Source organism: Acidipropionibacterium timonense (assembly GCF_900605005.1).
GTDB lineage: Bacteria > Actinomycetota > Actinomycetes > Propionibacteriales > Propionibacteriaceae > Cutibacterium > Cutibacterium timonense.
The window spans coordinates 2,207,093-2,230,809 of sequence record NZ_LR027558.1 but is presented as its reverse complement, the minus strand read 5'-3'; the positions used below and the strand labels follow the sequence as shown (position 1 = coordinate 2,230,809).

Genomic DNA, 23,717 nt, shown 5'->3' with positions numbered 1-23,717 from the left:
GCGTGGGCGCTGGGACTGTGCGGCCTCAGTAGTCGGCGCGCAGCCACCCGGCGGCCTCGACGGCCCAGTAGCTGAGGATGACGTCGGCCCCGGCCCGGGCGATCGAGGTGAGGGACTCGAGGATGCAGCGCTGGCGGTCGATCCACCCCTGGGCCGCGGCGGCCTCGAGCATGGCGTACTCGCCGGACACCTGGTAGGCGGCCACCGGCACGTCGACCTGGGCGGCGACGTCGGCCAGGACGTCGAGGTAGTGGGAGGCCGGCTTGACCATGACGAGGTCGGCTCCCTCGGCCAGGTCCAGCAGGGTCTCGCGCATCCCCTCGCGGCGGTTGGCCGGGTCCTGCTGGTAGGCCTTGCGGTCGCCGTGCAGGCTGCACGCGACGGCTTCGCGGAAGGGCCCGAAGAAGGCCGAGGCGTACTTGGCCGAGTAGGCCAGGATCGACACATCGGTGAATCCCTCGGCGTCGAGGGCCTCGCGGATGACGGCGACCTGCCCGTCCATCATCCCCGAGGGCGAGACCATGTGGGCCCCGGCCCGGGCCTGGGAGACGGCCATCGCGGCGTACAGCGGCAAGGTGGCGTCGTTGTCGACGCGGCCGTCGTCGGTGAGGGCCCCGCAGTGGCCGTGGCTGGTGAACTCGTCGAGGCAGGTGTCGGCGCACACGACGAGGTCGTCGCCGACGGCGTCGCGGACCGCGGCGATGCCGGCATTGAGGATTCCCTCGGGGTTCCACGCCTCCGACCCGATCTCGTCCTTGCGGCTCGGGACGCCGAAGAGGTCGATGCCGCCGATCCCGGCCTCGGCCGCCTCCTCGGCGAGCCTCTTGATCGACTCGGTCGTGTGCTGGAACTGGCCGGGCAGGGTGCTGATCTCGCGGGGGGAGTCGAGGTCCTCGACGACGAAGGCCGGCAGGATGAGCTGGGCAGGGGCGACGCGGGTCTCGGCGACCATCCGGCGCAGGGCCGGGGTGGTGCGCAGCCGGCGCGGTCGGACCATCGGACGCTGGTGCTCGGCGAGCGGACGGATGGAGGTGGGGTCTGTCATCGGAGGTCTCCTTGACGAGGGGCGGAGTGATCACAGGGTGCTGTGGAGTTCGGTGCTGCGGAGGTCAGGGCACGGTTCGTCGCCGCGACGATGCCCTCGGGGGTGGGGGAGTCGGCGACTGCTGCTGCTGGATGGCCGAGGCCGGCCAGGGTGTCCGCGGTCGGGCCACCGATGGCTACCGGACGCTGCCGGGTCCAGGCCAGGTCGGAGTCGGCGACGAGCGAGCACAGGGAGCGGGCGACCGAGGACGAGGTGACGACGACCGCTGCGAAGGACGGCCACGCCTGGGCGACGACTGGCGGGACCTCGTCGACCGCCTCGGTCGTGTACAGCTCGACGCGCTCGACCCGGCACCCCTTCGCCGCGAGACCGTCGGGCACGGTCGGGGCGGCCAGGGCCGACGCCGGCAGCAGGACGGAGGCCCCGGTGTCCGGCCAGGAGTCGACGAGCCCGGCCCCGCTCTGGTCGTCCGGGACGAGGTCGACCTCGACGCCGGCTCGGGCCAACGCCCGCGCCGTCGCCCGGCCGACCGCGGCGACCCGCATCCCGCCGGCCCGGGCCGCCGCCAAGGGCTCGGGTGGCAGCAGGCGCACCGTCGTCGCGGAGGTGATGACGAGCCAGTCGACCTGCCAGACGGCGGGGTCGGCGAGGAGTTCGGCTCCGGGAAGGACGCGTGTCGTCGTCAACGCGGCGTGGATGACCCCGAAACCGTCCTGCTTGAGGGCGGTGACGAGACGGTCGTGTGGGTCCTGCCGGGGGACGAGGACAGGCGGCTTCGACGGCGTCGTGCTCATCGGGTACTCGCGGAGGCCGAAAGATCGGCGATCTCGGCGGCGCCATCGGCCAGCAGATCCTCGGCGATCCGGTCGCCCAGGCCATAGGCCGCGGCGAGGTGCTCGGTGAGCGGCGGCAGCTCGACGACGGCCTCCTGGCGCACCGAGCGGGTGCCGTCGAGGGAGCAGACGGCGGCGGCCAGCGACAGCCGGTCCGGGTTGCGCCGTCGGTCGGGGCCGCCGGGCTGGAACCTGGCCAGGCAGCCGACCGGGGCGGCACAGCCGGCCTTGAGGCGGGCCAGGACGGCGCGCTCGGCCAGGGCCTCCAGATGGGCGGCGCGGTCGTCGATGGCGCGCAGGGCCGTGGCCAGCGGGCCGTGCAGACCATCGGCATTGCGGCACTCGACGGCCAGGGCTCCCTGAGCCGGGGCGGGCAGGACGACGTCGGGGTCGAGTCGGTCTGTGACGAGGCCACCGTGGCCGAGGCGCTCCAGCCCGGCGCACGCCAGGACGACGGCGTCGAGGTCCTCGCGACCCCCGTCCCCGGCCAAGCGTCCGAACCCCTTGACGCGCCCCAGCCGGGTCTCGACGTTGCCGCGGATGTCGACGATGTGGAGATCGGGTCGGGTGGCCAGCAGTTGGGCGAAACGTCGCGGCGAGCCGGTGCCGACGCTGGCCCCCTCCGGCAGGGTGTCGAGGGTGAGGCCGTCGCGGGCGACGAGGGCGTCACGGGGGTCCTGCCGGGTCGGGACGGCGGCGACGACCAGGCCCATCGGGGCGGCGGTGGGAAGGTCCTTGAAGGAGTGGACGGCGACGTCGCACTGGCCGCCGATGAGGGCGTAGCGGATCGCCGAGGCGAAGACGCCGGTGCCGCCCAGCTGGGTGAGCGAGGCGGTCGAGGTGTCACCGTGGGTGGTGATGTGGACCAGCTCGACCCCGAGACCCTCCTTACGCAGCGCTGCCGCGACCGTCTCGGACTGGGTGGTGGCGAGGGTACTGGCACGGGTTCCGAGACGAACGGTCATGGGGTCATCATCCCACGTGCTCGCCGGGGGGCCGGAGGACGTGGGGGCAGTCGTGCGGGACTCAGCAGATTGCCCGCGCCGCACTCCGTGCGTGCGGGACTCAGCACACTGCCCGCGCCGCACTCCGTGCGTGCGGGACGAGGGCAGCAATGCCCGACCCCGACGCCCACGCCCCGGTGAGCCGGATCCCCGGCAACTGAGCCAGCCGGGCGTGCAGGTCCTCCACCCAGGCCCGGGTGTGCGGGGTCGTCGGGGCCAGAGCCCCGGTCCAGTGGATGATCGCCGAGTCCACGAGCCGACCAGCCGCCAAGTCGATGCCGAGCAGGGTCGAGGCGTCCACCAGCGCCTGCTCGACACTCAACCCGGCCTCCTGCTCGCCGGTCCGGCCGTAGGAGACCCGCAGCAGATGGAGCCCCGCAGGGCAGGCCCGACCCAGGCTCGGCCACTTGGCCGACAGGTGCGTCAACGCCTTGGCGGCGACCCTCGTCGACCCCTGGGCCACGAGCATCCCGCCGCCCCGGGGGGCGACGTCGAGCTCGGGCGCCCGGACCGCCAGGTTGACGTGGGCGATCGGGGCGCCGGGGGTGAGCTGCGGACCGGTGACGTCGACCACCCCCGCCAGCAGGTCCAGTGCCGGGGCGGCCGAGCAGGCCACGATGACCCGCGGGGTGCGCAGGGTGAGCGGGGCGCCGTCGGCGATCGGCGGCAGCGACGGGTCGGGGTTGCGGCTCGTCGCAGCCGCCTCGACGACCCAGCCTGCCTCGCCACCCTGGCCCTCGACCCGGCGCAGCGACCGTGCCCCGGTGCGGGTGAGCACCCGTCCGCCGGCCTCGACGATCCCCTCGTGCAGGGCCTGCGGCATCCGGAACATGCCTCCCTCGACCGAGGCGACGACGGCCGCCTGGGTGCGTCGGGCCAGCAGATCGGCGACCCCGCCGTGCAGGCTGCCGGCGCGCTGGGCGGCCTGCCTCAGCCCGGGGGCGACGACGTCGGCCGACAACAGGCGGGGCTCGGCCGCGTGGATGCCGCCGGCGATGGGCCGCACGAGACGTGAGAGGACGGCCGTCCCCAACCTGGACTCGACGAGGCCCCCGAGGTCCTCCGGCAGCTCGGCGGGCAGCGGGACGGCGTCCAGGGCCATGGCCCGCTCGGCGGCCGGAGCCCCGATCGCGGCGACGACGTCGGCGTCGCGCGGGTCCGCGGGGACTCCCAGGATCGCCCGGTGCGGCAGGGCGAAGGTGGCGTCGTCGAACCACACCCACGACGGGTGCGGCCGGGGATGCTCGACCGCCAGCCGCAGTTCGGCGGCCAGGGCGTCGGTGTCGGGCAGGCGTGTCGCCCAGCCCTCGGCCCCGATGTCGTAGGCGACGCCGGCCAGGGTGGCTCCGGCGACCAGCCCGCCGGTGTAGCCACGCGACTCCAGGACGACGGGCCTCAGCCCGGCCCGGGTGAGCTGCCAGGCGGCGACGAGCCCGGACATGCCGGCGCCGATGACGACGGCGTCGACCACCTCGGTCGAGGTGGGCGCGGTGAGGGCGTGCGGTGAGGTCACAGCGAGTGCACCAGCTCGACGAGACGGGTGAGGACCCGCGGATCGGTCTGTGGTGGCACCCCGTGTCCGAGGTTGACGACGTGCCCCGGAGCCTGACGCCCTGCGGCGACGACGGCCCGGGCCCCCTGCTCCAACGGCTCCCACCCGGCGAGGAGCAGGGCGGGGTCGATGTTGCCCTGCAGCGGCATCTCGAGGTCGGCGACCAGGAGGGTGGCGGCGGCCTCGTCGAGGCTCACCCGGTGGTCGACCCCCAGCACGGGGTGCTGCGAGGACTGCGCGGCGACGAGCGCCAGCTCCGGCAGAAGGTGCGAGGCGTTGACGGCGAAGTGCACCACCGGCGTCGACCGGTCGATCCCCGACAGTGCGCGCACCGAGTGCGGCGCGACGTACCGGCGGTAGTCGGATGCCGACAGCGACCCGGCCCAGGAGTCGAAGAGCTGCACGGCGCGTGCCCCGCCGGCCGTCTGGGCGGCCAGGAAGGAGGCGTCGAGGTCGGCCACCCAGTCCATGAGCATCGCCCAGGCCCGCGGGTCGGCGTGCATGAGGGCGCGGGCCTCGAGATGGTCCCGGCTGGGGCGTCCGGCCACGAGGTAGGCGGCGATGGTGAACGGGGCCCCGGCGAAACCGAGGAGCGGCGTCGACTCGCCCAGTTCGGCCACGGCCAGCTCGGCCGCCCTGCGGATCGGCTCGGCATCACCCGGGGCGGTGCGCACCAGGGCCTCGACGTCGGCGCGGCTGGTGATCGGATGGTCGAGGACCGGCCCCACCCCCGGCTCGATGTGCACCCCGACCCCGGCGAGGGCCAGCGGCACCATGATGTCCGAGTACAGCACCGCGCCGTCGACGCCGTGGCGTCGGACCGGCTGGCAGGTGAGCTCGGCCGCCAGGTCCGGGGTGAGGCACGAGGTGAGCATGTCGGTGCCCTCCCGCGCCTGCCGGTACTCGGGCAGGGAACGGCCGGCCTGGCGCATGAACCAGATCGGGGTGTGGTCCGGACGCTCGCCGGTCATCGCCGCGAGCAGGGCTGGGGTGTTCGTCATCGGGTCCGATTCTGCCGCACGCGCCGTCGTCTCGTCCGCGGGCCATCCGGGTACCCGTGGTTCAATGAGTCCGTGGGTTTGAGTGTCCTCTCCGTCGATCACGCCGATCATGGACTGTCCGTCGTGAGCGCAGCCGCCGCCGACACGACGGGGCTGGCGCTCAGCCTCACCGACTCCGCGCTCGTGCACGGCGCGATGACCCTGTCCACGTGCAACCGGGTGGCGATCCTCGTCGAGTCCGACCTCGACGAGACCTCCCTGCGATCCCTCGTGGCCGCCGCCGGTGCCACGACATTGGCCCGGGAGGGCGGCTTCTTCCACGACGACGACGCCGTGTGGCGGCTCTTCCGGGTCGCCTGTGGGCTGGAGTCGATGGTCACGGGGGAGCGCGAGATCGCGGGGCAGCTCAAGCGTGCCCTCACCGAGGCCCGCCGCGAGTCGACCGCCAGCTACCTCATCGGTCACGTCGTCGAGGAGGCCCTCAAGGCCTCCCGACGCGTCGCCACGCACACCGGACTGTCCGGTCAGGGGCGCACCGTCGTCGCCGTCGGCCTCGATCTCGTCGGGGCGCAGGTGACGCTCGCCGGGGCCGACGTCGTCGTCCTGGGCACCGGGTCCTACGCCGGCGCGACGTGCGCCCAGCTCGCGGCCCGCGGCGTCGCCTCGATTCGCGTCGCCTCCTCCCGTGGTCGCGCCGAGAGCTTCGCCGCCCGCCACGGGGTCGGGGCCCTGGCCGACGCCGACCTCATCGATGCCCTGGCCGGCGCCGACCTCGTCGTCACCTGTCGTGGTCATGGCACCCCGGCCCTCGATCGCGCTACCGCCATCGCGGCCGTCGCGCGACGCGGCGGCCGGCCGCTGCGGGTCCTCGACCTGGCCGTCTCCGGTGACGTCGACAAGCCCGTCCCCGAGGGTGTCCTCGTCACCGACCTGGTCGACATCAGTGCGGCCGTCCCCGAATCGACCGAGGACGAACGGCACGCCGCCGAGATCATCATCGCCGAGGGGGTCCGGTCGCTGGCCGTCGACCTGGAGCGACGCCGTCTGGCGCCGGCCGTCGTCGCCCTGCGCGACGTCCTCACCGACCTCGTCGAGGCCGAGATCGCCCGGCTGCCCGCCGACGGCACCGTCCCGGTGGAGGAGGCCGCCAGGGCCCTGCGCCGGCTCGCCGCGTCGATGGCCCACATCCCCTCGGCGCGGGCCCGGCTGGCCTCCGAGCAGGGTCTGGGTGACCGCTGGCTCAACTCCCTCACCGACGTCCTGGGAATCGACGTCGACCTGCCCGATCCCATCATCGACCTGTCCGGCCTGGCCGACCGCGAGAACGTCCAGTGCCCCGTCACCGGACTGTCCGTCGACGACCTCACCTCCAAGGAGCGCGCATGACCGATCCGCTTGCCCCCTACGACGCCGTTCTCGTCGTCTCCTTCGGGGGCCCCCGCAGCAGCGAGGAGGTCGTGCCGTTCCTCGAGCACGTATCGGGCGGACGCATCCCGCCGCACCGGCTGCAGGAGGTCGCCGAGCACTACCACCGACTCGGTGGCGCCAGCCCGATCAATGCCGAGACCGACCGCTTCGTCGACGCCCTCGCGGCGGCGCTGCGCGCGGCCGGGTCGCAGCTGCCGGTGGTCCTGGGCAACCGGCACGGCACGCCCTTCCTGCCCGACACCCTCAGGCAGCTGCGCAGCTCCGGTGCCCAGCGTGTGATCATGCTCCCGACAACGGCTTTCTCCTCCTACTCGGGGTGTCGGCAGTACCGTGAGGACGCCGCCCAGGCCCTGCGCGAGGCGGGGATCGACGATCTGGTCATCGACATGGTGCCGCCCTTCCACGAGGCCCCCGGGTTCGCCACGGCCAATGCCGACGCCGTCATGGACGCCTTCGGGCGCATCCCCCCGACGCCGCTCGAGGCGACCCGCGTCGTCTTCGTCACCCACTCGATCCCCCAGTCGATGCAGGATGCCTCGGGACCGGGCACCCCCGGGACCGACTACGTCACCCAGCACCAGCAGGTGGCCCGGCACATCGCCGACATCGTCCGACGCACCTTCGGCAACATGCCGGCCTGGGACCTCGCCTACTGCTCCCGGTCTGGACGGCCCACCGACCCGTGGCTCGAGCCCGACATCGAGGACCACCTGCGCCTGCTGCCCGCCCAGGGGGTCCGGTCGGTCGTCGTCGCCCCCATCGGATTCGTCGCCGACCACATGGAGGTCGTCAACGACCTCGACCACGACGCGGCGCGGACCGCCTCCCAGCTCGGCCTGGCGATGGCCCGGGCGGCGACCGCCGGCACCCACCCGGCTCTCGTGCGCGACCTCGTCGGCTTCCTGCGGGCCCGGGCCGAGGTGGCCCGCGGCCACGGGTCGCTGCCGGGCTCCTGGCCGACGCCGTGCGCCGCCGGGTGCTGCCAGCGCGGCGACGGCTCGCCGATGAAGCCCGCCGTGTGCGGGTCCGACCCGGTGGTCGAGCCCGCAGCCGAACCCCAGAACCCCACCACGACCCAGGAGATGCCCGTGACCGACGCCCAGCCCGCCCCGACCGAGCCCGTCGAGCAGAAGGACCCCGCCGCTTCCCTGGGCACGGACTCCGCCGCGCCGACGGGCACGGACCACGCCGTGGGGTCGTACACCGACCCGACCGATCCTCGCGACCATGCGGTCGTCCCCGAGGAGGTCAACCAGGCGAGCCTGTGGGGCCTGTACAGCGTCTTCAAGGTCTCCGCCCCGCTGCCCGCCGACGACGCCGCCCGCGCCGGAATCGTCACCGACTCGGTGGACTGGGTCGCGGCCAGTGGCGCCCTGACCCGCGGCTGGTACGACCTCGGCGGCCTGCGCGCTGACGCCGACCTGCTCGTCTGGTGGACCGCCGACGCCCCCGAGACCCTCCAGGAGGCCTATCACCGGCTGCGCGGCTCGGCCCTGGGTCGGCACCTCGAACCGGTGTGGTCGTCGCTGGCCGTTCACCGTCCGGCCGAGTTCAACAAGCAGCACCTGCCGTCCTGCTTCGCCGGCGTCGCTCCCCGACGGTGGGCCGCCGTCTACCCCTTCGTGCGCACCAAGGACTGGTACCTGCTCGAGCCCGCCGAGCGCAACGCCATGCTGCGCGAGCACGGCATGGCCGGGGCCAAGAGCCCCGACGTCAAGGCCTCGACCCTGGCCTCCTTCGCCCTGGGCGACTACGAGTGGATCCTCGCCCTCGAGGGCGACGAGCTGTTCCGCGTCGTCGACGTCATGAAGGATCTGCGCTACGTCCAGGCACGCCGCCACGTCGACGTCGACACCCCCTTCTTCACCGGTGAACGGGTCGATCCCACCGTGTGGGCCGACCGCCAGCAGCACCGCTGAGGCGCCCCATGAGTCCACTCAAGGGATTGCGTGACCCGGTCGGCCCGGAGTCGGCGTCGACCTACTGGATCCGGCGCGCCGTGCTGGCGGGAGCCTGCATCCTCGTCCTCGTCCTCATCGTCTGGCTCGCGGCCAGCGTGCTGGGCGGAGGGTCCTCGAGCAAGCAGGCCGACGCCGTGCCGAGCTCGGTGTTCACCCCCGACCCGTCCTGGACCGACACCGGCTGGGCCACCCCGATCGCCAGCCCCTCGTCCGGCTCCCCGAGCGCGAGCGGGTCGGCCAGTCCCTCCGGCTCCCCGAGCGCCTCGGCGTCGAGCCCCTCGGCGACCCCGTCCGGGAGCACCCCGGGGTCCCCGAGCCCCAGCCCCACGGCGGCCTGTGACTCCTCGAGCCTCACCGCCGTCGTCAAGGGTGATGCCCGGACGATCGCGGTCGGCGGTGCGGCGTCGTTCCACGTCACCGTCACCAACGACACCGGTTCGGCCTGCACCTGGGATCTCTCGAAGGTCAAGGTCGACCTCACCGTCACGTCCGGCTCCGACCGTATCTGGTCGACCTCCGACTGCCCGGCCTGGGCCCCCAAGGGCACTCATCAACTCGCCGCCGGCAAGGCGTGGACCGCCGACGTCAAGTGGCCCGGACGCCGGTCGAACGGGTGCAAGCTCGTCGACGAGGATCTGGGGCGTGGCACCTATGTCGCCACCGTCTCGGTCGGCGGTGGGTCGGTCAACCAGTACGTCTTCCAGATCTCCTGAGCCGGTCGGCTCTCAACGGTCCCGCGACGGCTCCCCGTCGAGGGTCCGCTCCAGGGCCTCCCGGATGGCCTTGGCCCGTTGGACGCCGACCCCCGAGAGCTGGCCGAGTTCGATGGTGCTCGCCGAGACGATCTGGCGCAGGGTCCCGAAATGTTCGACGACGGATTGGATGACCCGTGGCGGCAGTTCGGAGATGTCGGACAACTGACGGTGCCCACGCGGTTCGACCTCGGCGTCCAGCGGGTGACGATCCCGGTCGAACCCGATGACCTCGGCGACCCGTGCCACGTCGTCCAGTTCGGCCCACGTGAGCTCGCGCAGCCGGGCCAGGGAGAACGGCGTCTCGTCGGCCTGGTCGGGTCGGTAGTCGTCGGCCAGCAGCCGGGCGAGATCGTCGACCCCGGTGGTGAGCTCGTTGCGCTGCAACTGGATGAGCCGGCCCTCGACGCCCAGGGCCGACACGTGGCCGCGCACCTCCGAGTCGATCCGCCGGAACATCTCGATGCGCCGGGCGACGGTGGCGACGTCGCGGACGGTGACGGCGTCACGAACCTCGAGGGAGGTGAGGGCGGCCGCCTCCGTGGTGAGCCGGGACCGGTAGCTCGACAGGGTGTCGAGGGCCTGGTTGGCGCGGGAGAGGATCTGGTCGGGGGCCTCGATCCGGTGACGCCGTCCCTCGAGGAAGATGGCCATCGTCGACATCGAGGCCGACACGACGACGACCGGGACCCCGGTCTGCTGGGAGACGCGGTCGGCGGAACGATGTCGGGTGCCGGTCTCCATCGTCGGCAGATCCCCGTCGGGCACGAAGTGCACTCCGGCGGCGAGGATCCGTTCATGGTCACTGGAGACGATGAGACCGCCGTCCATCTTGCACAGCTCGCGCAGGGCCTGCGGGGTGAGATGGACGTCCATGGGGAACCCGCCGCTGGCCACCGCGCGTACCTCGGGAGTGTCACCCAGGACGATGAGGGCCCCGGTGCGGCCCCTCATGATCCGCTCCAGGCCCGCCCGGATGGGGGTGCCCGGGGCCAGCAGAGCCATGAGGTGACGGACCTTGGCCTGATGGTCCTCGGCGGCTCGCCCGGTGGGCGTCGACTCGGTCATGGGTCGACTCTAGTTCGCCGAACCCGAGCGGCCACGTCTCAGGTCGAGCACGGACAGCGCCTCGGCCACCGTCGACACCTCGACGACGTGCAGCCCGTGCATCCGCGGCACCTTCGTGTGCGCCTCGCGCGATTTCCGCGGCACGACGGCCAGGTCGAACCCGAGCCGCGCCGCCTCACCCACCCGACGCTCCAGCCCCGGCACCCGGCGCAGGTCGCCGGCCAGGCCCACCTCGCCCAGCGCGACGACCCGGGTGGGGAAGTTGCGGTCGATCGTGGCCGAGGCCACCGCCACGGCGATGGCCAGGTCGGCCGACGGATCGGTGATCCGGGCCCCGCCGACGGTGGAGACGTAGACGTCGCGGGCGCTCAGCGGAAGCCCGGCCTTGCGCTCCAGGACGGCCAGGATCATCGCCACCCGGCCATTCTCGACGCCATGGGTGGTGCGCCTGGGGTACTTCTCCGAGGTGGAGGGGGCGACGAGCGCCTGCACCTCCGACAACAGGGGACGGCGACCCTCCATCGTCACGGTGACGCAGGTGCCCGGTTGCGGATCGGCGTGATCCGAGGTGAAGAGCCCCGACGGATCGGGCACCTCGACGATGCCGGCGTCGGTCATCTCGAAGCACCCGACCTCGTCGGCCGGGCCGTACCGGTTCTTCGTCGCGCGAACCATCCGGAACCCCGAGTGACGGTCACCCTCGAAGGCCAGGACGACGTCGACGAGGTGTTCCATGGTGCGCGGCCCGGCGATCGTCCCGTCCTTGGTGACGTGGCCGACGATGACGACGGCCATCCCTCTTCTCTTGGCGACCCGGACCAGTGCCCCGGTGACCTCGCGCACCTGGGAGACGCCGCCGGGGGAGCCGTCGGCCTCGGCGGTGCCGATGGTCTGCACCGAGTCGAGGACGAGCAGGCTCGGCTCGGTCTGCTCGATGTGGCCCAGGACGGTGCCCAGATCGGTCTCGGCGGCGAGGTAGAGCTCGGTGGCCAGGGCGCCGGTGCGACCGGCCCGCAACCGCACCTGGGCCGCCGACTCCTCGCCGGTGACGTAGAGCGTCCGTCGACCGGCGCCGGCCCACTTGGCGGCGACGTCGAGCAGCAGGGTCGACTTGCCCACCCCCGGTTCCCCGGCGAGCAGGACGACCGCCCCGGGCACCAGGCCACCACCGAGCACCCGGTCGAGCTCACCGATGCCGGTGAGGTGACGGTCGGCCGCCTGCTCACTCACCTGGCCGATCGGCACCGCCCGCGACACCGGCACCGTCGAGGTGACGTCGGTGAGCTTGGGCGCCCCCTTCTCGACGACCGAACCCCAGGCCTGGCACTCGCCGCACCGCCCCACCCACTTGGCGGTGGTCCAGCCGCACTCGGTGCACACCCAGCCGTCGGACTGCGTCTTCCTCGCCGTCGACCTGGCCATGGCGCCCCCTCTCCTCGGACCGTTCGGCCCGACCGCAGCCAGTGTGGCGGAGGGGTACGACAGTTCCGCCGCCGGAAGGTCCGTCGTCAGATGCGGACCAGGCCGCGTCCGGGAACCTCGAAGGTGACGGCGCTGATGCCCGGATGGCCGTTCGGGCTCGTGAAGTCGAAGGTGATGCCCTCGACCTCGTCGGGGATCGGCTCACCGAGCCACTCCTCGACGCGGTTCCGGGAGCCGGTCATCTCGATGCGCTTGAGGGTGATCGTGCCGGTGAGGGCGCTGGGCAGGAGCTCGGCGGAGGACTCCCAGTGCAGGAAGTACGGCAGCTGAGGATCGGTCATGAGCCCTTTGACCCCGAGCTGGTGCCATTCGAGGTAGCGGCCGTCGGGGAAGTGACGCGACCCGGGCACCGAGTTGCGTCCCAGGCGCTCCTCGAACGGGGCCAGGTCGTCGACGGAGACGGCCCATCCGAGCCAGCCACCGCCCTCCTCGGACCTGGCCCGCACGGCCTGGCCGAAGACGGCCTTGTCGGCCGCGGGATGGTCCAGGACCTCGACGATCTCGACGTAACGCGGCCCGGCGAGCGGCAGGATCCGGTTGCGGGTGCCGAAGCGCGGGTGGATGCCGCCGTTGATGAACGACGTGCCGAGCTTCTCGCCCATGCGGGCGGCCTCGACCTCGAGGCCCTCCGGACCGGCGGCGAACATGAGATGGTCGACGTGCATGGGATCATTGTGGACTGCCCGGCCCCATTCCTCGAAACCGGGTTCGGGTGACAGCCGACCGGCGGCGTCCTGGTCGGCCCGGGCGCCGGTCCCGGTCCGAGGAGGTTCCACCCGACCTCGTCGTGCGACGACCATCCCACGGTAGGTTGGATGCGTGGCAGCTCACGACGCGACGTCCGGCCCCCGGGTGACGCTCTCGACGACCTCGGTGTACCCGGAGTCGACGGCGAGCGGCATCGAGTACGCCGCCGCGCTCGGGTTCGACGGGGTCGAGCTCATGGTCGGCGTCGACCCGGTCTCGGCCGACGTCGACCACGTCGAGGCCATGGCCCGGTACCACGAGGTCGCGGTCACCTCCGTCCACGCCCCCTGCCTCCTCGTCATGCCGAACGTCTGGGGCACCGACCCCTGGGACAAGCTTGAACGCTCCTGTGAGGCGGCCCGCCAGTTCGGGGCGCGGGTCGTCGTCGTCCATCCCCCCTTCCGCTGGCAACGCGACTACGCGGCCGACTTCGAGACCGGGGTGGCCAGGCTCAATGCCGACCCGCGCAACCGGGAGGCGGGGGTCGTCGTCGCCGTGGAGAACATGTATCCCTGGCGCACCCCGGCCGGGCGGTTCCTGGCCTACAGCCCGGACTGGGACCCGACGATGCGGTCCTACGACCACCTCACCCTCGACCTCTCGCACGCCTCGACCTCGCACCTGGACTCCCGGGACCTCGTGCGCACCTGGGGGTCGAGGCTGGCGCACATCCACCTCACCGACGGCAGCGGGTCGTTCCGGGACGAGCACCTGCTGCCCGGGGAGGGTGACCAGCACGCCTGGGAGGTCGTCCGTGACGCCGTCGCCCGCGGATTCGACGGGGACATCGTCCTCGAGGTGAGCACCCGGCGATTCTCGAGCCGCTCGGACAGGCAGGACGCCCTCCACCACGTCCTCGGGCAGATCCGCGCCGCGGTGGCCGACGGTCTGGCCTCCCGAGGCGGAGGGGAGAGCTGACATGCCCCTGTCGCGGATGCAGGCCCGGGCCACCGAGATCGTCGCCGACGAGGCCATCGCGGCGCGGATCTCGGCCATGCCGGTGGCCCAGGAGATCGCCCAGTCGTACATCGCCGGGCAGACCCTCGAGGCCGCCGTCCTCACCGCCCGGGACAAGGTCGAGGTGGGACTCGACATCGCCCTGCACCCCCTGGCGACGCGTGCCCGCGACGCGGCAGCCGCCGACGCCGCGATGGGCGAGGCATTGGACGCCGTCGCGGCCCTGGGGAGCGTGGCGGAGTTGGCGGGACATGCGGAGGTGTCGCTCGAGCTGTCGACCCTCGGGTTGGGGTTCGACCCGGCGGGGGCCGGCGACCGCGCCGCGAGGATCTGTCGACTGGCCCGCAACGCCGGCGTCGAGGTGACGATCGACGACGAGGGTCCGCAGATCCACGACCGGGTCCTCGACGTCGTCCACGACCTGCTGGCCGACTTCCCCGACACCGGGGTGGTCGTCCAGGCCGCCCGCCATGACAGCCTCGAGCAGATCCAGGAACTCGCCGTGCCGGGGCGTCGCATCCGGTTGTGCAAGGGCTCGTACACCGGGCCGTCCGAGGTGACCCTCATCCGCCCGCACGACGTCGACCTGCGCATGGCGGCGTGCCTGCGTGCCCTGGTCACCGGCCCGGCGACCCCCCTGGTGGCCACCCACGACCCGGTCTTCGTCGCCATCACCGAACGGCTCATCGAGGACCTCGGCCGCACCGACGTCGAGTTCCAGATGCTCCAGGGCATCCGGGACCTCGAGCAGCGCCGACTCGTCGACGTCGGCCATCGGATGCGGGTCTACCTGCCCTACGGCACCGACTGGTACCGCTACTGCGCGCGCCGGGTCATCGAGCGGCCGGCCAATGTGTGGCTCTTCGCCCGGTCGATGGTGGGGCAGCGATGAGCCAGGACCTCCCGCCGGCGCGGCCGGCAGGGCCGCGCCGTGCCGACCCGGGGCCGCGCCGGATGGCCCGGACGGTCCCTCGGGCCGATCCCCTGCCGCCATCGGTCCCGGATGGACCTCGCCGCGCGCCGCTGTCGGGTCGTCCGATCTCGTCGCGGCACCATTCCTCACCCCGAATCTCCTCCTTCGACCATCGACGGGCGCGGGCCCTCACCGACCGTGACCGTCGGATCCTCGTGTGGGAGACGGTGCTGTTGCTGGCGGTGAGTCTGGGGCAGTCGGCCTGGTACTCGGTGCTGCGGATGATCGAACGGCTCACCCGGGGGGTGCCGCTGTCGTCCCAGACCTCCTCCCTCAACACCTCCGTTACCCCGGGGCGGCCCTGGCTCGACCTGCTCTACCAGCTGTCCGACATCGCCTTCGGGGTCGTCCCGGCGCTGCTGGCGGTCCTGCTGCTGGCCAGGTTCTGCACCCCGGTCGGCGGAGTGCGTCGAGCCCTCGGGCTGACCGGTGGGTCATGGCGTCGCGACGCCCTGGCGGGGACGGTCCTGGCCGCCGCCATCGGCATCCCCGGGCTGGGGTTCTACGTCGCCATGAAGGCCCTGGGGCTCAACACGACGGTCCGGGCCTCCGGGCTGCAGAACGCCTGGTGGGTCGTGCCGGTACTCATCCTCGCCGCGGTGATGAACGCGGTCCTCGAGGAGACCGTGATGGTCGGCTACCTCTTCACCCGGTGGCGCCAGTGCGGGGTGTCGGCCCTGGCGGTCGTCGTGGGCAGTGCCGCCATCCGGGGTACCTACCACCTGTACCAAGGATGGGGCGGGTTCGCCGGGAACATCGTCATGGGTCTGCTCCTGGGCTGGGTGTTCACCCGGCGCGGTCGGCTGGGCCCGCTCATCGTCGCCCACACCCTGCTCGATGTCGTGTCCTTCGTCGGCTACGCCTTCCTCGCGCCCCATCTGTCCTGGTTGTGAGGCCCGGGGTCGGGTCCGTGGATGTGGCCGAGGTCAAGGGGCGGCCGGAGTCACGGCCGCCGCCCGGTCCCGGGGGAACGTCCGGGGCCGTCTTCATCCTCGCCCGACCTTCCCCGGTACCGGCTCTGGCCGCGGCCGCCACGATTCACCGCGCAACGTCCTTCATCACCGGTCGGGTGCCCGCAGGGCCGAGTTGAGCGGGGATCCGTGGCGGTCATCCCGGGTAGCCCCGCGATGGTGTCGGCGTTGCCCTCCTGCTCGGCGGACCCGGCCTCCGGCCGTCCGCTCCCCGGTCCCGGGTCGGGGGCGCTCCTAGACTTGCCCCATGCGAGTCGGAGTCTTCGGAGCCACCGGTCAGGTCGGCGGGGTCATGCGCACCCTGCTGGCGCAGCGTCACTTCCCCCTCGACGACGTGAGGTTCTTCTCGTCGGCGCGCTCGGCGGGCCGGACCCTGCCGTGGGCCGATGGTGAGGTCATCGTCGAGGACACCGCCACCGCCGACTTCTCCGGCATCGACATCGCGATCTTCTCGGCCGGCGGAGCCACCTCCAGACAGTTCGCCCCGCAGGTGGCCGCCGCCGGGGCGGTGGTCATCGACAACTCCTCGGCCTGGCGCAAGGACCCGCAGGTGCCGCTCGTCGTCGCCGAGGTCAACCCCGAGGACCTCGACGACCGCCCCAAGGGGATCATCGCCAACCCCAACTGCACGACCATGGCGGCCATGCCCGTCCTCAAGCCGCTGCACGATGCCGCCGGACTGCGCCGACTCGTCGTCGCCACGTACCAGGCCGTGTCGGGTTCCGGCCTGGCCGGGGTACGGACCCTGGCCGACCAGACCCGGGCCATCGACGACCCCGCCCGACTCACCCTCGACGGGTCGGTCTTCCCCACCTCCGACCTGGGGCCCTACGTCGCCCCCATCGCCTACAACGCCGTCCCCCTCGCCGGCAATCTCGTCGAGGACGGCACCGGCGAGACCGACGAGGAGCAGAAGCTGCGCCACGAGTCGCGCAAGATCCTCCACATCCCCGACCTCCTCGTGGCCGGCACCTGCGTGCGCATCCCGGTCTTCAGCGGTCATGGCCTCGTCGTCCACGCCGAGTTCGCCGACGAGCTGAGTCCCGAGCGCGCCACCGACCTGCTCCGGACGGCCCCCGGGGTCCGCGTCGTCGACGTCCCCGACCCGCGCTCGGCCGCCGGCACCGACCCGAGCCTCGTCGGTCGCCTCCGGGCCGACCAGTCGGCCCCCCGAGGCCACGGCCTGGTGTTCTTCTGCACCGCCGACAACCTGCGCAAGGGCGCCGCCCTCAACGCCATCCAGCTGGCCGAACTGGTCGCCGCCCGATGACCCCCACCTCGCCTGTCTGTCATACACATCTGACGCTGCCGACGATACTCCCTGTGAAGTTNCACCTCGCCGACCCCGCCCCCGACCACCGAGCTCGCCGTCCTCGGCTGCGGGACGATGGCCTCGGCCATCCTCGCCGGGCTCCTCGACGCCGGTCTCGACCCGGCCGGGATCATCGCCACCGCTGCCAGCCAGGCCACTCGAGACGCCGTCGCGCGCCGGTTCGGGGTACGCACCACCGGTGACAACGCGCTGGCAGCCGCGGGGGCCCGAATCGTCCTGCTCGGCGTCAAGCCCCACCTGGTTCTCGAGGTGCTGCGCCAGGCCCACGTCGGGGCCGGCTCGACCGTCGTGTCCATCGCGGCCGGGGTGAGGAGCGACGCCCTGCGCGAGGTCGTGGGGGAGGGACCGGCCATCGTCCGGGTCATGCCGAACACCCCGGCCTCGGTCGGCAGGGGGGTCTTCATCGTCTCCCCGGCCCCCGGCTCCCAGGGTGCGGCGGCGCAGGTCGGTGAGCTGTTGTCGCCGGTGGGCACCGTCGTCGAGGTGCCCGAGCGCCTGCACGACGCCGCCATGGCGGTCTCAGGATCGGGCCCGGCCTACGTCTTCCTCGTCGCCGAGGCCATGATCGACGCCGCCGTCGCCATGGGGATCCCGCGTCCCCAGGCCAGCCAGCTCGTCATCGGGACCCTCGACGGGTCGGCCGCTCTGCTCTGCCGGGGTGAGCACCCGGCGGTCCTGCGCAACCAGGTGACCTCACCGGGGGGCACGACCGCCGCCGCCCTCGACCAACTCGAGTCGCACGGGGTCCGCACGGCCTTCGCCCGAGCCCTGGAGGCCTGCCGTGACAAGGCTGCCGGGCTGGGCTGAGTGGCCGGGGCGGGCCGGCCGGAGGCTGTTTGGTCGGGCCGACGCCGATCGCGTACAATGACTCCTTGTCCACGCGCCCGAACGACATCCTGTCGTCGGTGCCATGGGCGACACATGCTCCCCGTCCGACTCTCGTCGGGCGTTGCAATCCGGCATCTGCCGCATCGAGAAGAGGTCCACAGTGGGTTCGGTCATCAAGAAGCGTCGCAAGCGCATGGCGAAGAAGAAGCACCGCAAGCTGCTCAAGAAGACGCGTATCCAGCGTCGTCGCGCCGGCAAGTGACGTTCCGGGCGTCACGCCTGCGGGTCGTCCCGTGATCGGTCGACGCCCCGCCCGTCGGACGCCCGACGACGCCTCCCCAGATCCCCTCGACCACACCCCCTCCTCCTCGTCCACGGACGGGACCCGGGCTCCGGTCGAGGGGTGTCTTGTCGTCCTGGTGCGCTCCGGCTGCCACCTCTGCGACGAGGTCACTGCCACGATCGATGAGCTCCGCGGGCAGCAGCCCGACGTCGTCCCCGAACCGGTCCTCGTCGACGTCGACGCAGACCCCACGTGGCGTCGGCGCTGGGGCGACCATGTTCCCGTCACCTTCGTCGACGGCACGCTCATCGCGTACTGGTTCCTCGACGGGGCGACCTTGGTCGCGGCTCTGACCGATGGACCCGTGGCCCCGACGACGCACCCCTGACCGCGTGCGTCCGTCGGTCAGGGGTGGGTCGTCAGATGGATCCCGGGAGGTCCGGGGGTGGCCTCAACGACCCGTGTGGGGAAGTGCGCGAGGCTGCGACGGCGTCGACTCCGGCGAGGTCGTCGTCAGATGCGTCGGGTGCGTCGGTGAGGGGGACGTCGGAGTCGCCGTCGGTGACGGCGTGGTCATCGGTGCCGTTGGGGTCGGGGAGGCCGTCGCGGAGGGACGGGTGCCTCCCAGTTCGTCGATGACCCCGAGCATCGTCCGTCGGTAGGTCGAGACCCGCGTGTAGTAACCGGGGTTGTCCTCGGTGCCGCAGTGCTGCATGGCCCAGGAGACGATTCCCACCTGGCAGGTCCTCCCGTCCGGGTTCGTCGTGAAGAGGGGACCGCCGGAGTCCCCGGCGCAGGCGTCGACACTTCCGTGGGCCAGGTCCCCGGCGCAGATGGCGCTGGAACTGTCGCAGTCGTGGCCCGGGCCCGGGATGCGCGGGAGCTCCACCCGGTGCAGCAGCCGGGGCTCCTTCCTGTCGGCGTCATCGAGGTATCCCCAACCCATGACCGAGTACGACGACTCGGAGTCGTGGCTCCGGTCCGCCGGAAGGATCGGATAGTGGCTCAGCGGGTGGCGCGGGATCCTGATGAGTGCCCAGTCGCCGCTGACGGAGATGCTGTCGGGGACCCACCAGTCCTCCGCCTCGAGCTCCTGTCCACCGGATCCCCGTTCCAGCCCACCGACGCGGACCTGGATGCGATAGGGCTCCTCGCCGCCCGCGTCGCGATTGACGCAGTGCGCAGCCGTGAGGACCATGTCGGGCGAGATCTGTGACGCTCCGCAGGGGAACGGGGACTTGTCTCGATGGTGGTAGTGGACCTTGATGCTGGCCATCCACTCGACGGGTGCGGAGACCGGATGTCCGCCGTGGATCATGGGGGCGTGTGCCAGGGGTGCGGCCTGGGCCGCCGGGACACAGATCAGGCCGATGGCGACGGCCGTTGCGCCGACCAGGGCGCGAGCGTGATGGTGTCGGATGGATCTGATGGGACCTCCTCGGGACGATGTTCCATCGAGCGATGGCTATGAGTTAGGTTAGCCTTACCTAAGTAACTCCAGTGGCATGGGGTGCTGCCGGGGTCGGGTGTGAGATCCTTCACATACAATGCGTCTCGGGCTGGACGCCCCCGACCCCAGGAGGAGCCCATGGATGTCGTCTGCAGCGAACCTGCCCCCGGCCTGCCCGAGTCCACCGTCACCCGGCTTCCCGGCTACCTGCGCGCCCTCCAGGCCCTTCACGAGACCGGCGCCGTGACGACGAGTTCCGGTGAGCTCGCCCAACTCGCCGGGGTCCAACCGGCCCTGCTGCGCCGGGACCTGTCGTATCTGGGGTCCTTCGGCACCCGCGGCGTCGGGTACGTGGTCGAGACCCTCATCGACGCCATCGGCAGGGTCGTCGGTTCGCGGGACGACTGGCCAGTCGTCATCCTCGGCGTCGGCAGCCTGGGGCGGGCCCTGGCCCGCCACCACGGGCTGGGCAGACGCGGGTTCAACGTCGTCGCCCTCGTCGACGTGGACCCGCGCATCATCGGCACCCGGGTGGCCGGGGTCACGGTCTGCGCCCTCGACGAGTTGGCTGACGTCGTCCGGCGTGCCCGGCCGGTCATCGGCATCCTCACCACCCCGCCCGAGGTGGCGCAGGACTGCGCCGACCGGCTCGTCGCGGCCGGAGTCCGACGCATTCTCACCTTCGCAGCGGCCCCGCTCGAGGTGCCGCCCGAGGTGACGGTCCGTCAGGTCGACCTGGCCAGGGAGATGCAGGTCCTCGTGTACCACGAGTTGGCCCGTCCGGACGCGGCCACGCCCGCCTGACCGGCGTGACGCGCCTGCACGGCGGATTTGACGCAGCCGCGGAATGGCTGAAAGAACTGGACTCGGGAGTATCCTCGTGACCTCCGTGCGGTTCCTCCCGCGTCGGCGACCGTTCGGGGTGGAGCCGTTCTCCCGGCCCCGTGCTCGACGCCGTGCTGCACCGGACACGGAAGGATGAAGGGACACCAGATGAGCGAGACGGCCCCGGAGACCGGCCCGGCACCGGTCACGGAGAGTCGCACCACCGTGAGCGCCCAGTCGCGGGTGCAGTTCGTGGGCACCGGACCGGGGGACCCGGCCCTGCTCACCCTGGCCGCGGTGTCCGCGATCAACCGTGCCCAGCTGCTCGTCCTGGGATCTCCCCGGCACCGCGCCCTGCTCGAGGCCGACGGTGTCCAGCTGCGCGACGACGTGCGCGTCCTCACCGCCTGCCCCACGGGGTCCGCCGACCTGCCGCACCACCATGAGGGCCACGGCGAGCACGGTGGTCGTTGCGAGGACGTCACCTCGGCCCTCATCGAGGCCGCTGACAGGGGTCTGGAAGCGGTCCGACTCGTCACGGGGGATCCCTTCCTCGACGGCGACATCGGTGCCGAGGCCGCCGCCTGCGCCCGGGCCGACCACGACGTCGACGTCATCCCCGGCATCTCCCCGCTCACCGCCGTGCCGGAGTACTCAGGGGTCTCCCTCCACGGTCACGACGTCCAGATCATCGGCCCGGCCGCGGCCGACCGCGACCTCACCCAGCCCGGCCACCCCTGGGCCGCCCACGGCCTCATCGTCGTCTCGGTGGCCGCGGGTCAGGTACCCGTCCTCGTCGAGCACGCCATCGCCTCGGGTCGGTCCAAGGACGAGCCGGCCGTGCTCACCCGCCACGGGGGCACCACCGAACAGGTGTCGACGACGACCACCCTGGCCGCCCTGCCCCGGGTCGTGCCGCTCACCCGGGTCGACGCCGACGAGATGGTCCACGTCGTCATCGGCCAGGTCGTCGAGAGCCCGGCCCGCGAGGACCTCGACTGGTTCGAGTCCAAGCCGCTCTTCGGGTGGTCGGTGCTCATCCCGCGTACCCGCGACCACTCGGCGACCCTGCCCTCGCGGCTGCAGGGCTACGGTGCCCACTCCCTCGACGTCCCGACGATCAGCATGGAACCGCCGCGCACCCCCCAGCAGATGGACAAGGCCATCCACGGGCTCGTCGAGGGCCGCTACGAGTGGGTCGTCTTCACCTCCGCCAATGCCGTGCGCGCCGTGACCGAGAAGCTCGACGAGATCGGCCTGGACGCCCGCGCCTACTCGGGGTTGCGGATCGCGGCCATCTTCGAGTCGACGGTCAACGCCCTGGCCGAATGGGGGGTGCGACCCGATCTGGTCCCCTCCGGCGAGCAGTCGACGGCCGCCCTGGCCGCCGTCTTCCCCGCCTTCGACGACGTCCTCGACCCCATCAACCGGGTCTTCGTGCCGCGCGCCGACATCGCCACCGAGTCGCTCTCGGCGGAGCTGTCCGAGTTGGGGTGGGAGGTCGAGGACATCGTCGGCTACCGCACCGTCCGCGCGGCGCCGCCGCCGGCCGAGACCCGCGAGGCCATCAAGACCGGGCTCTTCGACGCCGTCGTCTTCACCTCCTCGACGACCGTGCGCAACCTCGTGGGGATCGCCGGCAAGCCACACAAGCACACCGTCGTCGCCGCCATCGGCCCGCACACCGCCGAGACCTGCCAGGAGCACGGGCTGCACGTCGACGTCGTCGCCGCCGAACCGACCCTCGACTCGCTGGCCGACGCCCTGGCCGACTTCGCGGCCCGACGCCGGGACGAGCTCACCGCCAAGGGGCTTCCGGTCATCCGGCCCTCACAGCGACGTCGTCGTGGACGCCCGGTGGCCTGATCGGCAGACCGTAGGGTTCGGAAAGTGTCATACGGTTGCTCTACCGTGGCAGGTGCCAGGAGAGCACGCCAGTACGCCCACACCCGGGAGGGATGACGATGAGCCGGACGACGACGGTCCACCTGCTTCGCCACGGTGAGGTCGACAACCCGACCGGGGTCCTCTACGGACGCCTTCCCGGCTATCACCTGTCGGCCTTGGGGCGGCGCATGGCGGCTCGGGCCGCCGAGTACTTCGCCACCCGGCCCCTGGGGCTGCTCGTGAGTTCACCACTGGAGCGCGCCCAGGAGACCCTCGCCCCCATCGCCGCCCTCCACCCCGAGCTGACGGTCCGGCTCGACGAGGACGTCATCGAGGCCACCAACGCCTTCGAGGGACAGGTCTTCGGGCCGGGGAACGCAGCCCTGCGTGACCCGCGCAACTGGAAGCTGCTGCTCAACCCCCTGCGACCCAGCTGGGGCGAGCCCTACCAAGCCATCGCCGCCCGGATGACGCGTGCCGTGCTGCGCGCCGCCAGCGAGGTCGGTGAGGGCGGGGAGGCCCTCGTCGTCAGCCATCAGCTGCCCATCTGGATCGCCCGCTGCGCCGCCGAGGGACGCCGTCTGCCACACGATCCGCGATCGCGCCAGTGCACCCTGGCGTCGGTGACGAGCTTCGGGGTGCTCGACGGGCGCATCGTGCGCGTCGACTACGCCGAGCCGGCCATCGACCTGGTTCCCGTGCACGCCCGCCGGGCGAACATCTCGGCCGGCGCCGCCCCGGAGCCGCGCCCGTGAGGTCTCGGCTCGCCGCGGCGGCCACGGCGGTGGCCCTGCTGGTGGCCGGGTGCTCCTCGGCCCCGTCGGCCACCTCCGACAAGGGCTTCGCCGGGGGAGACGGGTCGTACACCAAGGTCGCGGTCGCCGATCGCCAGCAGGCGCCCACGCTCAGCGGGACCGGGCTGGACGGGAAGTCCCTCACGACGGCCGGTGCCGCTGGCAAGGTCGTCGTCGTCAATGTGTGGGGGTCCTGGTGTGCACCGTGCCGTCACGAGGCCCCCGAGCTGGTCACCGCGGCGAAGGCGACCGCCGGGACAGCGGCCTTCTACGGGATCGACACCCGCGACCTCGATCGGGGTCCGGCCCAGGCCTTCACCCGCACCTTCAAGGTGACCTGGCCCAGTTTCTACGACCCTGACGGGGCACTGCTGCTGTCGCTGAGCGCCCTTCCTCCCAAGGCCATCCCCTCCACCATCGTCATCGACCGCAAGGGGCGCGTCGCCGCCCGGTTCCTCGGCGAGGTGACGGCGTCCACCCTCACCGCGGCGGTCAAGGACATCGCGGGGGAGGGGTCGTGACTCCCGTCCCGCTCGACGCGGT

Annotated in this window: 22 protein-coding genes and 1 pseudogene; 14 read left to right on the top strand and 9 right to left on the bottom strand. The window is 72.4% G+C overall.

Annotation, left to right across the window (positions count from 1 at the left end):
* Positions 1-25: 25 nt before the first annotated feature.
* From hemB to hemE, 5 genes are all read right to left on the bottom strand, one after another.
* The gene (hemB, locus tag E0E30_RS10500; RefSeq protein ID WP_210115885.1) at positions 26-997 is read right to left on the bottom strand and encodes a porphobilinogen synthase; all 972 of its coding nucleotides are present in this window, start codon (positions 995-997) and stop codon (positions 26-28) included.
* A 44-nt stretch (positions 998-1,041) separates the two neighbouring features.
* The gene (locus E0E30_RS10495) at positions 1,042-1,839 is read right to left on the bottom strand and encodes a uroporphyrinogen-III synthase (RefSeq protein WP_130866227.1); all 798 of its coding nucleotides are present in this window, start codon (positions 1,837-1,839) and stop codon (positions 1,042-1,044) included.
* The gene (gene hemC / locus E0E30_RS10490; protein ID WP_130866226.1) at positions 1,836-2,843 is read right to left on the bottom strand and encodes a hydroxymethylbilane synthase; all 1,008 of its coding nucleotides are present in this window, start codon (positions 2,841-2,843) and stop codon (positions 1,836-1,838) included. The genes E0E30_RS10495 and hemC overlap by 4 nt, the downstream gene beginning before the upstream one ends.
* A gap of 100 nt (positions 2,844-2,943) precedes the next feature.
* Complete coding sequence (locus tag E0E30_RS10485; RefSeq protein WP_280953280.1) at positions 2,944-4,395, bottom strand: protoporphyrinogen/coproporphyrinogen oxidase; 1,452 nt, start codon at positions 4,393-4,395, stop codon at positions 2,944-2,946.
* A complete protein-coding gene (gene hemE, locus E0E30_RS10480; RefSeq protein WP_245306574.1) occupies positions 4,392-5,435 on the bottom strand; it encodes a uroporphyrinogen decarboxylase in 1,044 nt (347 codons plus the stop codon). The genes E0E30_RS10485 and hemE overlap by 4 nt, the downstream gene beginning before the upstream one ends.
* Before the next feature lie 72 nt (positions 5,436-5,507).
* Here hemE and E0E30_RS10475 point away from each other — a divergent pair, with 72 nt between their 5' ends.
* Genes E0E30_RS10475 through E0E30_RS10465 form a run of 3 tightly spaced genes read left to right on the top strand, consistent with a single transcriptional unit; the run spans position 5,508 to position 9,537 of the window.
* Positions 5,508-6,821: a glutamyl-tRNA reductase gene (locus E0E30_RS10475; RefSeq protein WP_130866224.1), complete on the top strand. Its 1,314-nt coding sequence runs from the start codon at positions 5,508-5,510 to the stop codon at positions 6,819-6,821.
* Positions 6,818-8,782 carry a hydrogen peroxide-dependent heme synthase gene (gene hemQ, locus E0E30_RS10470; RefSeq protein WP_130866223.1) on the top strand — a complete coding sequence of 655 codons (1,965 nt, stop codon included), beginning with the start codon at positions 6,818-6,820 and terminating at the stop codon, positions 8,780-8,782. Before E0E30_RS10475 ends, hemQ begins: the two co-directional genes overlap by 4 nt.
* Positions 8,783-8,790: 8 nt before the next feature.
* Positions 8,791-9,537, top strand: a complete 747-nt coding sequence (locus E0E30_RS10465) for a hypothetical protein (protein WP_130866222.1) — start codon at positions 8,791-8,793, stop codon at positions 9,535-9,537.
* Positions 9,538-9,549: 12 nt separating this feature from the next.
* Here the strand turns inward: E0E30_RS10465 and disA are convergent, their stop codons facing one another.
* The 3 genes from disA to E0E30_RS10450 all read right to left on the bottom strand — a co-directional run bounded on the left by disA (position 9,550) and on the right by E0E30_RS10450 (position 12,791).
* Entirely contained in the window at positions 9,550-10,644 is a 1,095-nt protein-coding gene (disA, locus tag E0E30_RS10460) for a DNA integrity scanning diadenylate cyclase DisA (protein WP_130866221.1), read from the bottom strand.
* Between the two features lie 9 nt (positions 10,645-10,653).
* Positions 10,654-12,066, bottom strand: coding sequence for a DNA repair protein RadA (gene radA / locus E0E30_RS10455; protein ID WP_130866220.1), 1,413 nt, complete (start codon positions 12,064-12,066; stop codon positions 10,654-10,656).
* A gap of 86 nt (positions 12,067-12,152) precedes the next feature.
* Entirely contained in the window at positions 12,153-12,791 is a 639-nt protein-coding gene (locus E0E30_RS10450) for a VOC family protein (protein WP_130866219.1), read from the bottom strand.
* Between the two features lie 187 nt (positions 12,792-12,978).
* Between E0E30_RS10450 and E0E30_RS10445 the strand changes: the two genes are divergently transcribed.
* From E0E30_RS10445 to E0E30_RS10415, 7 genes and pseudogenes are all read left to right on the top strand, one after another.
* Complete coding sequence (locus tag E0E30_RS10445) at positions 12,979-13,791, top strand: sugar phosphate isomerase/epimerase family protein (protein ID WP_130866860.1); 813 nt, start codon at positions 12,979-12,981, stop codon at positions 13,789-13,791.
* Position 13,792: 1 nt separating this feature from the next.
* On the top strand, positions 13,793-14,722 hold the full coding sequence (locus tag E0E30_RS10440; protein WP_245306573.1) for a proline dehydrogenase family protein: 930 nt from the start codon (positions 13,793-13,795) through the stop codon (positions 14,720-14,722).
* A gap of 176 nt (positions 14,723-14,898) precedes the next feature.
* On the top strand, positions 14,899-15,696 hold the full coding sequence (locus E0E30_RS10435; RefSeq protein ID WP_245306678.1) for a CPBP family intramembrane glutamic endopeptidase: 798 nt from the start codon (positions 14,899-14,901) through the stop codon (positions 15,694-15,696).
* A gap of 325 nt (positions 15,697-16,021) precedes the next feature.
* Positions 16,022-17,044: an aspartate-semialdehyde dehydrogenase gene (locus E0E30_RS10430; protein WP_130866218.1), complete on the top strand. Its 1,023-nt coding sequence runs from the start codon at positions 16,022-16,024 to the stop codon at positions 17,042-17,044.
* A 90-nt stretch (positions 17,045-17,134) separates the two neighbouring features.
* Positions 17,135-17,914: pseudogene (proC, locus tag E0E30_RS10425) on the top strand (pyrroline-5-carboxylate reductase); the annotation flags it as partial.
* A gap of 181 nt (positions 17,915-18,095) precedes the next feature.
* Positions 18,096-18,197 carry a 30S ribosomal protein bS22 gene (locus tag E0E30_RS10420; protein WP_002550589.1) on the top strand — a complete coding sequence of 34 codons (102 nt, stop codon included), beginning with the start codon at positions 18,096-18,098 and terminating at the stop codon, positions 18,195-18,197.
* Positions 18,198-18,228: 31 nt separating this feature from the next.
* The gene (locus tag E0E30_RS10415; protein ID WP_245306572.1) at positions 18,229-18,606 is read left to right on the top strand and encodes a glutaredoxin family protein; all 378 of its coding nucleotides are present in this window, start codon (positions 18,229-18,231) and stop codon (positions 18,604-18,606) included.
* A gap of 63 nt (positions 18,607-18,669) precedes the next feature.
* Here the strand turns inward: E0E30_RS10415 and E0E30_RS10410 are convergent, their stop codons facing one another.
* Positions 18,670-19,536 carry a S1 family peptidase gene (locus E0E30_RS10410; RefSeq protein WP_130866216.1) on the bottom strand — a complete coding sequence of 289 codons (867 nt, stop codon included), beginning with the start codon at positions 19,534-19,536 and terminating at the stop codon, positions 18,670-18,672.
* A 270-nt stretch (positions 19,537-19,806) separates the two neighbouring features.
* Here E0E30_RS10410 and E0E30_RS10405 point away from each other — a divergent pair, with 270 nt between their 5' ends.
* The 4 genes from E0E30_RS10405 (at position 19,807) to E0E30_RS10390 (ending at position 23,695) form a co-directional block, all read left to right on the top strand.
* Positions 19,807-20,472, top strand: coding sequence for a redox-sensing transcriptional repressor Rex (locus tag E0E30_RS10405; protein ID WP_130866215.1), 666 nt, complete (start codon positions 19,807-19,809; stop codon positions 20,470-20,472).
* Between the two features lie 189 nt (positions 20,473-20,661).
* On the top strand, positions 20,662-22,359 hold the full coding sequence (locus E0E30_RS10400; protein ID WP_130866214.1) for a uroporphyrinogen-III synthase: 1,698 nt from the start codon (positions 20,662-20,664) through the stop codon (positions 22,357-22,359).
* Positions 22,360-22,457: 98 nt separating this feature from the next.
* A complete protein-coding gene (locus tag E0E30_RS10395) occupies positions 22,458-23,135 on the top strand; it encodes a histidine phosphatase family protein (protein ID WP_130866213.1) in 678 nt (225 codons plus the stop codon).
* Complete coding sequence (locus E0E30_RS10390; protein WP_130866212.1) at positions 23,132-23,695, top strand: TlpA family protein disulfide reductase; 564 nt, start codon at positions 23,132-23,134, stop codon at positions 23,693-23,695. Before E0E30_RS10395 ends, E0E30_RS10390 begins: the two co-directional genes overlap by 4 nt.
* The last annotated feature ends 22 nt before the right edge of the window (positions 23,696-23,717 follow it).

Bases quoted from the DNA above. Each gene is read 5' to 3' on its own strand.
- hemB (WP_210115885.1), bottom strand. From the start codon at position 997: ATGGTCCGACCGCGCCGGCTGCGCACCACCCCGGCCCTGCGCCGGATG.
- E0E30_RS10495 (WP_130866227.1), bottom strand. From the start codon at position 1,839: ATGAGCACGACGCCGTCGAAGCCGCCTGTCCTCGTCCCCCGGCAGGAC.
- hemC (WP_130866226.1), bottom strand. From the start codon at position 2,843: ATGACCGTTCGTCTCGGAACCCGTGCCAGTACCCTCGCCACCACCCAG.
- hemE (WP_245306574.1), bottom strand. From the start codon at position 5,435: ATGACGAACACCCCAGCCCTGCTCGCGGCGATGACCGGCGAGCGTCCG.
- hemQ (WP_130866223.1), top strand. From the start codon at position 6,818: ATGACCGATCCGCTTGCCCCCTACGACGCCGTTCTCGTCGTCTCCTTC.
- E0E30_RS10465 (WP_130866222.1), top strand. From the start codon at position 8,791: ATGAGTCCACTCAAGGGATTGCGTGACCCGGTCGGCCCGGAGTCGGCG.
- disA (WP_130866221.1), bottom strand. From the start codon at position 10,644: ATGACCGAGTCGACGCCCACCGGGCGAGCCGCCGAGGACCATCAGGCC.
- radA (WP_130866220.1), bottom strand. From the start codon at position 12,066: ATGGCCAGGTCGACGGCGAGGAAGACGCAGTCCGACGGCTGGGTGTGC.
- E0E30_RS10450 (WP_130866219.1), bottom strand. From the start codon at position 12,791: ATGCACGTCGACCATCTCATGTTCGCCGCCGGTCCGGAGGGCCTCGAG.
- E0E30_RS10440 (WP_245306573.1), top strand. From the start codon at position 13,793: ATGCCCCTGTCGCGGATGCAGGCCCGGGCCACCGAGATCGTCGCCGAC.
- E0E30_RS10430 (WP_130866218.1), top strand. From the start codon at position 16,022: ATGCGAGTCGGAGTCTTCGGAGCCACCGGTCAGGTCGGCGGGGTCATG.
- E0E30_RS10410 (WP_130866216.1), bottom strand. From the start codon at position 19,536: ATGATCCACGGCGGACATCCGGTCTCCGCACCCGTCGAGTGGATGGCC.
- E0E30_RS10405 (WP_130866215.1), top strand. From the start codon at position 19,807: ATGGATGTCGTCTGCAGCGAACCTGCCCCCGGCCTGCCCGAGTCCACC.
- E0E30_RS10400 (WP_130866214.1), top strand. From the start codon at position 20,662: ATGAGCGAGACGGCCCCGGAGACCGGCCCGGCACCGGTCACGGAGAGT.
- E0E30_RS10395 (WP_130866213.1), top strand. From the start codon at position 22,458: ATGAGCCGGACGACGACGGTCCACCTGCTTCGCCACGGTGAGGTCGAC.